The 15024-nt window shown below is 64.3% G+C and carries 7 protein-coding genes and 1 tRNA gene; 3 read left to right on the top strand and 5 right to left on the bottom strand.

Features of this window, described 5'->3' with window-relative positions:
• The first annotated feature begins 125 nt into the window (after positions 1-125).
• A tRNA-Arg gene (locus EP165_RS03930) sits at positions 126-202 on the top strand.
• A gap of 188 nt (positions 203-390) precedes the next feature.
• On the opposite strand, the gene EP165_RS03925 is transcribed toward EP165_RS03930, so the two are convergent.
• Complete coding sequence (locus EP165_RS03925; protein ID WP_127520232.1) at positions 391-696, bottom strand: YciI family protein; 306 nt, start codon at positions 694-696, stop codon at positions 391-393.
• 62 nt (positions 697-758) lie between these two features.
• Between EP165_RS03925 and EP165_RS03920 the strand changes: the two genes are divergently transcribed.
• Positions 759-1457, top strand: a complete 699-nt coding sequence (locus EP165_RS03920; protein WP_245440000.1) for a TetR/AcrR family transcriptional regulator — start codon at positions 759-761, stop codon at positions 1455-1457.
• Between the two features lie 54 nt (positions 1458-1511).
• Here the strand turns inward: EP165_RS03920 and EP165_RS03915 are convergent, their stop codons facing one another.
• A complete protein-coding gene (locus EP165_RS03915) occupies positions 1512-3572 on the bottom strand; it encodes a caspase family protein (RefSeq protein ID WP_164742948.1) in 2061 nt (686 codons plus the stop codon).
• A 67-nt stretch (positions 3573-3639) separates the two neighbouring features.
• Positions 3640-4890, bottom strand: coding sequence for a caspase family protein (locus tag EP165_RS03910; RefSeq protein ID WP_245440057.1), 1251 nt, complete (start codon positions 4888-4890; stop codon positions 3640-3642).
• 129 nt (positions 4891-5019) lie between these two features.
• Between EP165_RS03910 and EP165_RS03905 the strand changes: the two genes are divergently transcribed.
• Positions 5020-6882, top strand: a complete 1863-nt coding sequence (locus EP165_RS03905; protein WP_127520229.1) for a hypothetical protein — start codon at positions 5020-5022, stop codon at positions 6880-6882.
• A 7-nt stretch (positions 6883-6889) separates the two neighbouring features.
• On the opposite strand, the gene pbpC is transcribed toward EP165_RS03905, so the two are convergent.
• Both pbpC and EP165_RS03895 read right to left on the bottom strand, forming a co-directional pair.
• The gene (pbpC, locus tag EP165_RS03900; RefSeq protein WP_127520228.1) at positions 6890-8971 is read right to left on the bottom strand and encodes a penicillin-binding protein 1C; all 2082 of its coding nucleotides are present in this window, start codon (positions 8969-8971) and stop codon (positions 6890-6892) included.
• A complete protein-coding gene (locus EP165_RS03895) occupies positions 8968-14979 on the bottom strand; it encodes an MG2 domain-containing protein (protein ID WP_127520227.1) in 6012 nt (2003 codons plus the stop codon). Before EP165_RS03895 ends, pbpC begins: the two co-directional genes overlap by 4 nt.
• Positions 14980-15024: the final 45 nt, after the last annotated feature.

Below are 15024 nucleotides of genomic sequence, written 5' to 3'. Positions count from 1 at the left end.
TGGCAAATCTGGCAGCCCTCGAAAAATTGAGGGCGGAGCTTCTTGCTTTTCCGGCCTTCACTCGCTAGGTAGCCCAATCTTCGGCTTTGGCCGGAGATTGCGGTGGCCAATTGGCTGTCCGCAACGCGCCCGTAGCTCAGCTGGATAGAGCACCAGACTACGAATCTGGGGGTCAGAGGTTCGAATCCTTTCGGGCGCGCCATTTCACAACAATTCCCTCATTGCAGGCGGGCAGCGATGTCCGTGAAAGTGTGCTTGGCGTCAGGGCCGTGCCGGCTGATGCAGCACGGCCCTTCTCCCGAATTGCCGCCATGATGCTCTGGCGCGCATAATGGGCTCTATTGACGAGGAAATGTTCGCCAGGGGTGCTCGTTCACCCCTCTTCTGACGTTACATCTGCATGCATTCGGCAACTTCGATCGTTCCGCCGAGCGAGAAGATCGGGTTCTTGCGCGCCATGGCGAGTGCCGCGTCGGTATCCTTGGCTTCCACCAGCGAATAACCTGAAAGCGCGTCGCCGGCTTTTCCCTCACTGTCCGGGCCGGTGAGAAAATGCGATTTGCCGAAGCCGGCACCCTTGTCGACCAGGGCTGGGCCGAGCTCGGCCATCCATGCATTCCATTCGGTCATCATCTTCTGGCCTTCGTCCGGGCTTTTTGGCATGCCGCCCCGGAACGCGAGAACAAATTTTGGCATTGGTCTCTCTCCATATGTACGTTGAAGTTGAATCCGAGTGGTAGAATGTGGGGAAGCAGAATATGTTCAAGAACATATTCTGCTTCCTGCTAAGGCTGGTGACATATGGAGAAGTGGCTATGCCGTACCCCAAGGATCACAAGTCAAAAACGCGGCTGCGGATACTCGAAGCCGCGCGCGTTCTGTTCAACCGGCACGGCTATGATCGTGTAACGATCGACCAGGTCATGGCTGAAGCCGATCTGACGCGCGGAGGCTTCTACTCTCATTTCACGAGCAAGGAAGAGCTGTTTGCCGATGCCATGATCGGGTTTCTCGACGGGCGCGGCGCGCAGTGGCGACGGGACGAAGGTATCGATCCGGCCGCCTGCCAGCTGGTGATGGCAAAACGGATGGTCGATGCCTACCTGTCGCGCCGCCATCTGCGGGACCGCGACGGACAGTGTCCCTTGATTGCGTACGCCACCGACGTCGCCAATTCGGGCCCGCGTGTGCGTGACAGCTACCGGCGTCTGGTCGAGGCCATGGCATGGCTGTTTGAGATGAATCTGGAAGGGGACCCAGCAAGCAGGCGCTCCCAGGCTCTTTCGCTCACTGCGCTGTGTATCGGCGGAATGATTGTCGCTCGCGCAATCCCCGAAACCGAAATTGCCGAGGACATACTCGACGCCGCCCATAACGCCGCGACAAGTATGTGGGACCGGCTTCCATCTGCGGGGACCGGTGAGGCCGGCTGGCAGGTCGCGCAGGGAGAACTGTAGGGGCCGGCGGCAACTGCTCGGAGTTTTGGTCAGGGTCAGGCGGGCCGGGCTTCGTCAGCCGCCTACCGCCTCGAGATTGAAGATATCGAGCGAACCTTTGAGAGCATTGCGGCCGGCCAGGCTCGATGCGCCGCGGGTTGCCGCGCCGCCGCCGATATCTTTCAGCAGCTGTCCGAAATCGCGTGCACCGGTGGCCGCTTGCGCGCGCGTCTGCGTGCCGATCTGGTTGAGAAAGCTCAGGTCGCTGTGAACCGAGTTGCGGCCTGCCTCGCGCATCACCACCACCAGGCGCCATAACCCCGTGCCCGCATCGGCGATGTCGCCAAGCGCGCCTTTGATGTTGTCGCCGCGCTGGAAGCGCAGGCCAAGCATGTGTTTGATCGAATAGTTCGGTCCGATCAATAACATGTCCACATCCACCGCTTTGGTCGACTGGTTGTCTATGCTGAAGATGAGCTGGTCGCCGCGCGCCAGAACCGGAACGGTCGAGCGCTCGAGTTTGCGTGGCGCGCCGGCACCCGCTGGCTGCTGTTCGAGCCCGAAGCGAACCTTGCCGCGGTCGAGTTCGGAAAGCTCTGTCAGTTGCGCCAGGCTGGTCGCCCGGAACACGGCGACGAAGTTTTCACGCAGTTGCGCCTGCTGCTCCGGCGTCATGCCGCCTGCAAGGCCGATCGAGTGTGGCTTGTCGCGGGCGTCGGCCGGCAGCTCGCCGCCCGGCGGCAGGAACCACAGCCGTGGCTCGCCGCCGCTTTCGTTGGGATATAACTCCCCGGTTGATGCAACGATCAGCTGAAGGTCCGCCTGCTCGCCCGGCGGCACGACCACAAGATTGGCGGGAAGCTGTTCGTCCGCAGCAATCTTCTCCACCTCGCGACGCGCATAGGCGGCAGCATCGTTATGCGCACCGCCGGGCAGGGCGGTGAGTTCGACACGCAGCCTGAACGACAGCGGCTTTTCGACGATGCGCGCCACCGCCGTTGCGGGCAGCTCGGCGAGCACCGGCGGGTTGAGGCCGCCATAGCGGGCCGGCGTTGCCTCTGCCGCCAGCGGGTCGTTGGTGCGAACTCTCAAAAAGCCAAGCGCCTGCCCTTCGTCCGCCAGCGGGTCCGGTAGCAGCGCCAGAATGGCGCCGCGTTCCAGCCCTTGCAGTGCCCCAGCCGCGATCCGCGCCTTGCCGCCATCGACTGCGACCGGCCATGCCAGGCGCGGTGCACGGTCCGTCTCGCCGAAGACTACACGGTCGAGCTCGCCTTCGAAGAGAGGCGTCGGTTTGGTGAAATTGCCGGCCGCATATCGGTGCAGAATGCCCTGTGCTAGCTCGCGATAGGTAATACCAGGGTTCTTGGCCAATACGCTGAGCATTGTGTAGCTGAAAAGCCCGTAGGTTGTGGCCTGTTCGCCATCGCGCGGCAGCGGCATCTCCGGTGTCTTTTCGATCGTCTGCGCGGCGTAGAACGCGACAAGCCCGCCCGCATCTCCTTTGCTTTCGCCGGCGGCCAGCGTTGCCTCGCGCGCAGCGGCGTCAGCAGCGCCGGGAACCTCGCCGGGTTCGTACGGCTCCGGCAACCAGCGGTACTGCGTGCCTTCGGGTTCCGCGCCGGAGGCGCGTGTCGCGGTGCTCGAATGACAACTGTCGAACAGGATGAAGACGAATGCGCCCCTGGCGCGGATCGCATCGAGTGCCGCGCCCAGATCGTCATCCACCAACGCGTTGGGATAGGTGCCGTCTTCGGCCGGCCCCGTATCGGAGGGCAGAAAGATCTCGTCCAGCCCGTCCGGCTCGGTGCGCGGGTCTCGAGCCCGCTGTCGCGAGCCATGGCCTGCAAAGTGGATGTAGACGAAGTCGCCGGCCGATACCGTGCGCACCAATGCTTCGAGCCGGTCGCCGATTTCCTGCCGTGTCGGTTCGCCGTCGGCCGCGATGCCGCCATTGGCGAGGATCGTCACGCGTTCGCGGCTGAAACCGAGCTCGGGCGTCGCCAGAAGATAACGCGACATGAGGTCGGCATCGTTCGCCGGGCCATGGAGTGTGGCTTCGTCGCCAAGCAGGGGATAGTCGTTCACCGCGACGAAGAGTGCGAATTTCTGCGCCCATGCCTGTGCCGTCGGCAGCAATAGGCAGAGACATATGGCAATGCCCAGACTTGCTCGGCGCAGCCTGGCCGGGCCGCTCAGGCGGGGCCTATTGCGGGCGGATGATTTCGACATCGCTTGCAAGCACGAAATGATCCTGTCCGTTGCGCTTGAAACGCAGCCACTCCTGATCCTCGATCGTCGCTTTCTCGAAAACGGTGTTGTCGCCTGCCGGCGGAAACACCTGTCCGGTACTGAGCGCAAATTTGCGGTCGCCGACGGCCGGCGGTTCGCTGCCGAAAATCGGTACCGGGTCCGGCCGCGCATTTGCAATCTGGGTTCCGGCCGTCAGCGGCCGCCAGATCGCAGGGGCCGGTCCGCGCGTTGCGGTCTGGTCGTTTGTATCGACGCTGGCCACATCCACCGGCGGCTGAAACTCGGGCAGCAGGAAAAAGAACTCGCCCTTCTCCAGGTCGAGCTGGTTGGTGACGAACAGCCCGTTCGGCTCGGCCGCGCTGTCGAGTTCGCGCCGGAGCTTGCCGTATTGCGGCGTCTGGTCTCCGGTCCGCGCGGTCAGCGCGAGGAAATTTCCAAGCTCCGTGCCGCTCAGATACGCGTCCCGGCTCTGATCCGCCGTTTCGCCATTCGGCCCTGGCCGGCCATTGATTGCGCGAACGAACATTTCGGCAAAGCGGCCATTGTCGGCCACCTCTTCGCCGGCAAGCCCGGCAGTGATGATCTGCCGCGCCGGCCGCGCCATTTCGCGGTTGCGCGTCACCGAGGGGTTGGCGCGGGTATTGGTGAAGATCGTACCGGCAAAGCAGCTGTCCAGTACCAGGAGCACATGCCGGGTGCGCATCTGGCGCAGGTGAACGCCGAAGGTCCTGAGCGGCACCGCGGACTTGTAGAACCCGCGCAGGTCCTGATCGAGCGTCTCGGAATCGATGTCGAGCACCGGCGCGTCGACGCCGAGCAGATACCCTTCGCCGTCGATCGTCATGCCATGCCCGGCATACCAGATCAGGATGCGCGAGTTTTCGTCATAGCCGTAGTCGTCGATGAAATCCTGGATCGCATCGCTCAGCCGCTCGCCGGTCAGGTTCGGGTCGTCATAAAGGATGACTTCGAAACCCTTGTCCTCCAGTTCGCGTGCAACCTTGCGGGCATCGCTGACTGCGAAATTCAGCCGCCGCTGCTTGCGGTATTCGTTGATGCCGATGACCAGCGCATAACTCTTCTTTTCCTCGTAGAGGTCGACCGCCGACCCGTCGTTGAGGAAAAGCTTGATGGTCTGCGCCTGTGCTGCGCCGGAAGCGCAAATGGCCGCCAACAGCCCGAATGCGAGCGCCAGTCTCTTCATGCCCACGCCATGTAATCCGGCCTCAGGCCGAACCTCCAACCTTGCAGTCACTCTGTTTTGACCGCATTATTTGCCCGGCCATAGTTTCTGTCCACAAAGTTGGTTTCAAGATGGCGGGAGGAAATTTCGATGAGGCGCGTTTTTCTGTTGCTCGCCGCCATCGCCCTCGCATTTTCGGCTGTCGGCGCGCGCGCGCAGCAGGCCTGCGAGGAGGCTACGACCGGCGCCTGTTACCCCGAATACATCACGATCAGCGCTCTCACCGCGACGGATAGCGGTTACACTGCGATCGCAGCAGCCGGTAGCGATCTGGAGGTGCTGCGCCTCGATCTGGACGCCAATATTGTCGACCGGTTCCGCCTGCCGGCGCCCGATTGGCTGCCCAACCAGACCAACATGCCCGCGATCGAGAAGCTCGTGACGGGCGCAGCCGGCTCGGTCATGGGGGTTGGTACGGTCGCCTCCGGCAACCAGCAGATCGGTGCGGTGTTCTACCTGTCGCCCGACAACCGGACACAGTGGTCCGCGGCTCTGTTCGTCGATGCCGAAAGCAGCGTCATACTTTATTCCGGCGCCTATGACCCTGCCGAAAAGCGGTATCTTGTCGTCGGTCGCCATACCAACGGGGCGGACACGGGCTCGTGCTCGAAATGGTCGCGCGGGCTCATTCTGTCGATCCCTGAAAGCGACATCACCAACCTTGCCGCCTACTTTGAAGGCCCGCAGGAAGCCGGGCTGGAAAATCGTGTCGCATTCTATGATATCGCGCCCACGGGTGGCCGCGGCGAGTTCGTGGCTACCGGCTTCGCAACGGCTCCGGCCCCGGGCGGCGGCTGCCAGGACAATGCGGTTGCCGTGCAAGTGAGGGGCGGGGCGACATCGCAATGGTCGGTGAGCCCGCGCTTTCAGATCGGCTCGCCGGACGAGAATGAAGTGGCATTCGCCGTATCGGCACTCGACAACAGAACCTTTCTGATTGCCGGTCAGGGCACCGATACCCAAACAGGAGCGCGTGCCGCACTCCTGGCGGAATTCGGTTTTTTTGGTACCGCACCCGCATTGCGCAACGATCCGTTCCCGGACGATGGTTCCGACAGTTCCGGTGGTGACCGGTACCGTGCGCTCACGAGGCTGGCCAGCGGTTCGGTCGTCGTCTCCGGTTCTGTGTCGGAAAGCCGCCAGGCGCGCAATCAGGGAGTTTGGCGCGTGCAGGCACCGGGCATGGGGCCGGCAAGCCCGCTCAATTTCGTTACGCGCGAGGCCGGCTCCGATATCTTTGCCACCGCGCTCGGGTCCGATGGCCGCGTTCTCGCCGTTGGCCGGCATGGCGCCGGCCGTGGCGATGTCGGCTGGATGGGCTTTGTTTTCGGGCAAAAGCTGGTTGTCGACCGCCGCGATCCCGATCCGAATCTGGAGCTCTTGACTTCGCAGCAGGCACGGGCAGGCAGCCTCGCGCTCAGTTCCGGCGAGCTGTCGGGCGGTTTCGGTTTTCGCGATCTGCGCTTTGGTGCGGGCCTCGAATACGAGGTGCGTTTCACGCTCGACAAAGCAACCGATGTGGCAGCGTCCGCCCTGCCGCTCGACGGCGATCTCGACCTCGTGCTGGTGGACGCCAATGGAAGCGTGCGGGCTATATCGTCCAATCGCGGCAGTGCGGGCGAGTTCACTCTCGCCGATCTTGAGCCGGGCGACTACACGCTGAAGGTCGTCGCAGTCACAGATGTCGGGGAATACGAGCTGCGCATACGCTCCGGCCAGTCGCTGTCGGCGCCCGTGCTGGAAAGCCTCAACGCTCTGCATAGCGACGGCCGCAACAAGCTGGCCGAGATGTTGACCGGTGGCGGTTATCTTAGCCCGGCCAGCGCGGATATCGGCTTCGGGGCTGCAGCGCTTGCCTCGCTGCTTGCCTATTACAACTCGTTCAACACAGTCATCGATGTCGCGGGCGTGCAGCAGTTCATCGCCTCGGCCAGTCTGGCGGTGGACGAGTAGCCGGCGCCTAATCGAACCAGAACGTCGTTTTGTCGACCTTGCCGTCGGCGTCGGTGACGGCGATGTCGATTTGCCCGCGACCTGAAATCGCCGCCCATTGTTCGCCGGTCGGTTCCGGCGCAAGCTCTTCCCCCAGCACTGTCCAGCGATAAGGTGGGCGCCCGCCCGCCACTTTGAGCGGCAGCGAGAAGGTTTCTCCCTGATCGCGCTGAGCCGCAATCTGCGCGCCCTCGCGCGGGTAGAGAATTTCGAGCGGCTCGCGTGTCTGGTAGGCAGGCGCGGCCCCGAAACGCCGCAGCCTTTCAGGCAGGGCTCGGGGGCTGGCCAGCGCACCGAGCGGCTTGCGCCCGGCGGCAGCTCCTTTCTTCGGAACGGGCAGCGCATCGAACACCTGCATCATCACCGGAGCCGCCGCGGACACGCCATAAGCGCCCAGATGCGGCGCGCCGTCGGGCCGCCCTATCCACACACCCACTGTGTGCAGCTTGTCGAACCCGACCGCCCAGGCGTCGCGAAAGCCGTAGGAAGTACCTGTCTTGAAAGCGACGCGCCTTGTTCCGTCTTGTGCAGCGAGCCGGGCGCGCCCGGCCGGCGGCGGAACGTCGGCCAGAATGTCGGCGACCGCGTTGGCCGCAGCCGGGCTGAAGAGATTGCCGAGCGTGCGGCGCCGATCCTGCGGCGCAAGGCGCAACTCCTTGAGTTCGCCCTCATTGGCAAAGGCGGAATAGAACCAGGTCAGCTGTTCTGGCGAAACGCCGACGCCGCCAAGCGCCACCGCCAGGCCGGCCTCCGCGTCGGATGCGCCCAGCTGCAGCGGTTTGCCGACGGTGCGGAAGCGCGACAGAAACGCGGGAATGCCGACTTCATCAAGCAGCATCACCGGCACGGTGTTTTTCGACAGGATCAGCGCCTGGCGCATCGAGATATCGCCGGAGAAAACACCATCGGCATTGTCAGGCCGGTAGCCGGCAATGTCGATCGGCTGGTCGGCGACGATCGTGTCGGGATGCACGATGAGCTGCTCGAACGCCATCGCATAGATGAAGGGTTTCAGCGCCGAGCCCGGCGATCGCACCGCGCGCGCCAGATCGACATAACCGTCGCGCGCCCGCGATCCCGGCGCGCCGGAGCCGACATAACCGACCACCGCTCCGTCCTCGTTGCGGATCACCATGATGGCGATGTTGACGCCGGGGTCGCGCCCGCGAAGGGCTTGCGCGGCGATCTGCTCGGTTTTTGCCTGCAGCCGGGCGTCGAGCAGCGTTTCGATGGGCCCGCCGGTACTCTTCGCCTGCTGCCTGTTGCCCATATGAAAAGCGTGACGTGGCAGCGCGTTTCCATGTATGGCGACTTGTTTTGCCGCCGCGCGCTCCGCCTCGCGCTTGTCGATCACGCCGCGGGCAGCGAGATTTGCGAGCACGCGGTCGCGAGCCGCACGTGCAGTCTCCGCCGCGCGGTCGGGCCGCCGCGTCTCCGGCGCCTGGGGCAGCGCAACGAGTAATGCTGCCTCTGCAAGGGAAAGCTCGGAAGGCTCCTTGCCGAGATAGATGAGCGACGCGGCGCGCACGCCCTCGATATTGCCGCCGAACGGCGCTGCCGTGAGATAGGCCCGCAGGATTTCATCCTTGCCGAGATGCCGCTCCAGCTTCACCGCACGCAGCGTCTCCAGCACCTTGGCCTGCAAGCCGCGCGCACGCGGGTCCTGAAGCCGCACGAGCTGCATCGTCAGCGTTGACGCGCCGGAGACGATGCGTCCGTGCCGGATCGCCTGGCCGCCTGCGCGCAGTGCGGCCGCTGCATCAACGCCCTTATGTGACCGAAAGTTCCGGTCCTCGTAAGCGATCAGCATGTCGAGATAGGTCGGGTCGACGGTGCCCGGCTCGGTCGTAAACCGCCATTTCGCGTCGGGCGAAAGGTGCCCGCCAAGAATGCTGCCGTCTTCGGCAAGTACCAGCCGCGCCTCTCCGGCCAGTCGCTCCGGAGCAGGCAGGCCGACACTGCGCACGGCAAGTTCGAGCGCAAGCGCGCAGGTTAGGAACGCGAGCGCGCCTTGCGAGAAAAGCCGCGCCGCATGCCGGGCGAGTTTCACCTGCGTGGTCCAGCTGGAATGTCAACCTCCAGCCGCGCCGCCTGGCTGAGCAGCGTGTTGCCGGGAAAGTCGAGCGGGTCGATCGTCGTTGAAGGGAACAGGAAGGTGCCTGCCGATGAAACGCTGACAACAAATGCCTGACGGAATTCGAGACCGTCATCGGTTTCTTCTTCCTCGGCGCCATTCAGCGTTTCAACCGCGCCGCTCGATTTCGGCACCACGATGACCCGCCAGCTTTGCGGGTCTTCATCGACGGCGCGCACATTGCCCACCGCCGAGAACCCCTCGAGGTCGCCATTCGGCGTCACCGACGAAAGGTCGGGCGAGACCAGCGTGAAGGCGCTCGGCAGCAGCGTTTCGATCGCAAGAGGCCCGTAGGTGAAGCCGAGATCGGAGAGGCTGTCGTCCTGGAAGCGCGCGAGCGCTTCGGGCGAAACTTCCAGCACAACGACGAGCAGATCGCCCACTTCGAGCCGCTCGCTCGCAGGGTCGAATTCGCGCCCGCTGCCGGCATGGAATATCCGCCGGCGAATGGCGCTTTCGGGCAGTGCGAGGTCTTCACCGTTTACGAGTTTGCCGCCGACGCGCACGAATGCACGCGCCTTTGGCCCGCTCGACTGGCCGATCGAAAGCGACGTGCCTTGCAGCACAGCATATGCGATTTCGCCGCTCTCGACCACGCCGTCCGGCCGTGCGGTAAGCGAAACCAGCCGCGCATCGCTTGGGCTTATGTCAGCTTCCGAGAGCCGCGCTTCCTGCGGAATGTCGAGATTGGCGACCGAGCGCGCCAGCCACGCCCGCGTGCGCAGATCGAGCGGCCGTGTGCGGTCGAGAAACGACCCGGCCAGTTCGCGGAGCACATCGGTCCTGATGCCGGTATGGGTAAGCATGCTGACGGCGATCGCCTTGCGGTATTCGTCGAGGTCGCCGAGATATTGCCGCGGGTCTTCGTAATAGGCCGCAAGCGTCGTCTCGGCATTCACCGGCTCGCCATATTCCGATTTCACAGCCAGCGTGATCAGCTCTGAAAGCGCCGATTGGCCGGCCGAAACCTCCATCAGCCCGTCGCCCGGCAGGTCTTCGGGTTCGATGCCTTCTTCGTCCTGGCCGGTTTCACTGCAATAGCTCAGCCGTTCCACCTGATCGGCGCTCATTTCGCCCTGCTGAACCAGTATCAGCATCGCATACCGGGTTTCGAGCGTGCACAGCAGCTCGGCCGCGATATCGGATGAGAAATCGGGTGCGAACAGGGCGTCCGACACGCGCTTCTTGATGAAGGACATGGAGTTGGTGATCGAGTCCTCCGAGACCGAATAACCTGCCTTGCGGGCGCGGATCAGGAAGTCGAGCGCAGAGGCATTACGCAGCAGCCCGTGGCGCACGGGGCCGGATGAGATCGTTCCGTCGAAACCGACTTCGCTCGGAATGAACTCACCGTCGGTCCGGTAGGGCACGAATGCGCCATCGGCGATCTGCAGCGCCTGTATGCCATCGATATTCGCCTGCAGCCTCCGGCCTTCGTCACTGCCCGCATTGGCAGCCTGCAAATCCACGAAGCCCTGCCAGATCATCTGGTCGAGCACCGCCTTCGGGTCGTCAGCCGCGCCGCCGAGGCTTGCTAGGCTGAGCGCGTTCTCGTTACTCGCAAACCGCGCCACCACGGTGACGGTGTCGGGGTCGTAGCGTCCTTCCACGAGGCCGGCGAGCAGCTGGGAAAGATCGGTCGGCCGGTCGCTCATCGGGAAGCTGAGATATTCCTGCGCGGCCACCGCAGACGGGCGAACCGCCATCCGCCATTCGCGGCGTTGCTCGGCAGCGGGCAGCGGTATCTGCGCATCGACGGCCGAAAGGTTCAGCGCAAGCTGATAATGCCCTTCCGTTCCCTCGGGCACATTCACGCGCAGGAAAAGGTCCTGCGGGTCACCCTGCGGTATCTTCACGAGGAAAGCCCCGTCGGCTGCGGGCGCGATGTCGCGTCCGTCGAGCCCTGCGAGACCGATTTCGATACCGCCCTCGGCTTCGAACGCGAGGCGGTAATCGCCCATATGGTCGATGAAGCTGATGTTTTCGAGCCGCAGCGGCAGCAAGGGCCGGTCGCCTGCCAGGAAGAATTCGGGCACGCCGAGGCTCGACACCACGAAATGCCGAACCGGCAGGATCTCGCCCTTCGAGGCGACGTGCTCCGCAGACCACACGACAACGAAGATGGACAGCGAGCCGGTCTGCAATTCCAGATCGCCGAAGTCGAACGAGGCTTTGCCGCCGCGCATTGGCACCGGTCCGCTGGCCGCCGCCACGATGTTGGTCGAGGTGTAGTTGGTCAGCGCCAGCCGCCCGGGCCGGTCGCCGCCTTCCTTGAGCAGCAGGCGGCCGTAATTGTCCATGACCCGAAGCCCGAGCTGCGCATTGCCGACAAACTCTTCCTCAAGCCGCGCGGCCTCGGCCTTGTGGCCGGTCAGGCTGAGCAGGCCTTCGTCGACGACATATGCCACGGCAAACGCTTCCGGCATGTCGGCTGCGCCGCACGCGCCGTTCGGTCCGTCGATACAGACATCGAAGCGCAGCGGCTCGTCCGGCCGTATGAAGTTTTCAAGCCCCGCCCCTTCGCGCCGGATCGAAAGCGCAAATGCCTCGGTGCCGGCCGAGACTTCGAAATAAGCCGCACCTATCGCACGCGCCGGCCCATAGGAGCGCACGTCGCCGGGGTCTGCCTTGAACACGGTCGCAAGCGCATAGAGACCGCGGCCCGACCATTCCGGATCGGCAGTGAAGCTCACCGTGCCGGTGCCGCCGCGTACTTCTGCCTTCGCCCATTGCACGATGTCGCCGGCGGCAATCGCCACCAGCGCCTCGCCGGTGCGGAACGGCGCTTCGATACCGAGCGAAACGGTCTCGCCGGGAGCATATTGCTGCTTGTCGGAGGTCAGCACGAAGATATTTGGCTCAAGGTCCTCAACCGAAGTCTGCGCCACGCCGGTGGTGAACCGCGTCGAAGCGATCGCCTCGCCGCGCGCGTCGGAAACCGTCACCACATAGCGGCCGTCATCGATGCCGGAGGCTGCTTCCGGCAGCGTCACGACGCCGGGGCAGGGGCCGCCCACTTCGCTCAGCCGGTCGAGCGAAGCGCGGCTGCGCGAAACCTCCTCGCGGCTGCGCAGCTGCGTGTGCTGCCACACCCCGTCGACATTTTCCCATGCGTAGGATTCGCGTTCGCGCTCGACCAGAATTTCCACGTCACGGCCGAGTGCGGACTGGCCTTCGCCATCCACCGAGGCAATGTCGATCGCCAGCCGGTAACCGCCGGTCTCTTCCAGAACCGGTTTTGGAACGGCCGAAACACCGAGCAAGGCTTCTCGGCCGGGCACCGGGATGGTGTGCTGGCCGCTTGCCACCGGGCCGGCGGCATCGAACAGCGTCACTTCGATTGTGGCCGCAAGCGGACGGGTCGATGCCGGCAGCCGCACCCGCGAAAGGCGAAGCGAAAGCATGCCTTCGTCGTTGGTGTACATCACGTCGTTGCGCGACACGGCCGGCAGGCTCTTGTCGTCGAAGCGACCGAAAACGATGTCGCCATAACAGCGGTCGACCGGGGTCGCGACAGGCGATACCCGCACGGTCACTTCGGCCTTCAGATTTGCCGCCGGCGCCTGGCCGGTGCCTTCCGCGCCATAGAGATATTGCGCGTGCGCCGTACCGGTGATTTCCACCGTGTCGCCGCTGCCGGCGCGCACGCGGAACGCATCGCGCTGGTCGGTCGGGAAATTGATGCGCGCCCGGTCTGGCCTGATCTTGCCGATCTGCACGGCCGCTTCGGCCATCGTTTCATTGGCCGCTGACACGAGCTTAAGCGCCGCGCGGCCGGGTTTCGCGGTTTCGGGAATGCCGAAACGCGTCAGCGAGCCGCCCTCGAACCAGTCGCGCGCTTCCAGCGGTTGCGCCTTCACCACGTAGTCGTCGATCTCGAGCCGCAGCTCCATTCCGCGCGCCGCATTGGCGTCGGCGGCGCGGTTGCGCAGAAGCGCGAACACTTCCACGTTCTCGCCGGGCTGGTAGATGCCGCGGTCGGTGTACATCATCGCGCCGGTGGGCGAGCCGTCGGTTGCCCCCTCGACATTGAGCCGCGAAAGATCGAGCCGCTCCGGGCCGAAGCTCAGGAAATTGAAGTCGGTGTCGGTCTCCGCCATCACCGCCACAAGCGCGTTGCTGGCATCGCCGATCGTCAGGCTGCGGGCGAACTTTGCGGCGCCATTTGCGTCGGTACGCGCTTCGGCAAGCACGCGGTTGCCCTTGCTGACGAGCTGTATGCGCGCATTTTCGACCGCGCCGCCTGTCGTCAGCGAGCGCGCCACCACGGTGAAGTCGCGTTCGCCTTCGTAGAAGGTCAGGCCGATATCGGTGATGACGAACCACTGCGCGGCATAAACCTGGCAGGGGTCGAGCGGTGAGACCGCGCAATGGAAGTCGCGGTTCGGGCCATCGTCGGGCACCGGTGTCGCCAGCGCGTAAACGCCCGGAACGAAAGTTGTGGCGATGCCGGAATCCACATCGAGCGGACCGGCCACAAAACTGCCGGTGATTTCCAGACGTGCATCCGAAATACCGCGCACGGGCTGGGCAATCGAGCGCAGTAGCCCCTTGCGGTTCCAGTCCGCCTGGTCGCCGCGTTCCAGCCAGTCGGCGCGGTCCTGCAAGATCGTGCGCACCGGCACGAAGCTGCGCACTGTCGTGTTGCGCTCTCGCTCACCGAGAGGCCGCTCCGCAGTGCCTTCCCACAACAGCTCCGAAAACTGCGTGATCAGCTGCTGGTATTCAAATGACGGAATGCCGTTGCGGATATGGCCGAGCGCCAGGTGCCGGTGCAGCGATCTGTCGATGACGCGGTTGATCGTCAGCGGGAAGCTTTCGATATTCGTCAGCGAGACCGGCAGGTCGCCGGGCCCGCTGCGCGGCAGCATGAATTCGCCGTCGGCAAAACCGATGCGGCCGGGCAGGTCTGGCAGGCTCGGATAGGTCGTCAGCGCCTTGCCGAGCATCGTGCCGTCGGCTGCGGCAAGTTCGGCGGCAAGCGTTGCCTCATAGCTGCGGCCGGGTTCCAGCCGCAAAAGGCAGAGGTCGCGGCCCGTTGCCCTGACGTCGAATTCTGTCGCCGGAAGGATGTCGCCGTCCGATTTCAGCTCCACCATGTCGGCATATACACGGCTGTTTTCTTCCAGCGCCTTGTTGAAGCCGATGCAGACTTCGATGTCGTTGCCGTTGATCCGGTAGGAGGGCGCCAGATAACCGTATTGCCCTTCGACGGCGTAAAATTCGAGGCGAGCATCGCCACCCTTCATTTCGGCGAGGTTGGCGTTCGGCAGGCTGGACTGGATTTCGCGATAGACATCGTCGAGCGCGGATGCCGCATTGGCGATGTCGGCAGCGGCCACTTCGCTTGCCTGCACGGCCTCGTCACGCGAGCGTTCCAGCGCGCTGATGCGTCCGTCGGGATCGTCTCCGTCGGGCGCCGCGAAATCGTTGTCGAGCGCCAGGCCTTCGGCTTCGGCGATCGCCGCGTTGGCAGCTTTCACGGCCTGCAGTGCGTCGTCATAACGGGCACGGTGGTCGGCGAGCTGCACGCGCAAATAGGCGGACGCGACCAGCAGCGCTTCCAGCCGGTCGGCCTGTTTGTCGGCAAGCTGGGTGGCGCGAACGGCAGCGGCCAGGCCGTTATTGGCCCCGGCGTCAGCGGCTTGCCAGGCGCGGGCGAGGTTGAGCCACAGCTGCACATTCTGGCGGTCGCCGGCGACGAGATTTTCGCTCAGCCGCACAACGTCCACGGATCGGCCCTGCGCGCGCGCTTCGCTGATCTGCCGCAGCGTTTCGGTGACGGAAAGATCGCCCTGCTGCGCTTCCAGCGAGCGTTCATAGGCTTCGGCGATGGTCAGCAGTTCAGGGTCAGTGATTTCGGCCCTTGCCGGCAACAGTGCCGCGCCAAGCAGAACCAGCAAACAAGCTATGCGCCTGAACATGATATCGATCTCCGCCTAACCCAACGGAAATACATCAATCGCGCG

The sequence above is a fragment of the Mesorhizobium sp. Z1-4 genome, assembly GCF_004000235.1.
Lineage (GTDB): Bacteria > Pseudomonadota > Alphaproteobacteria > Rhizobiales > Rhizobiaceae > RCIO01.
This window is presented reverse-complemented; position numbering and strand designations above follow the sequence as displayed.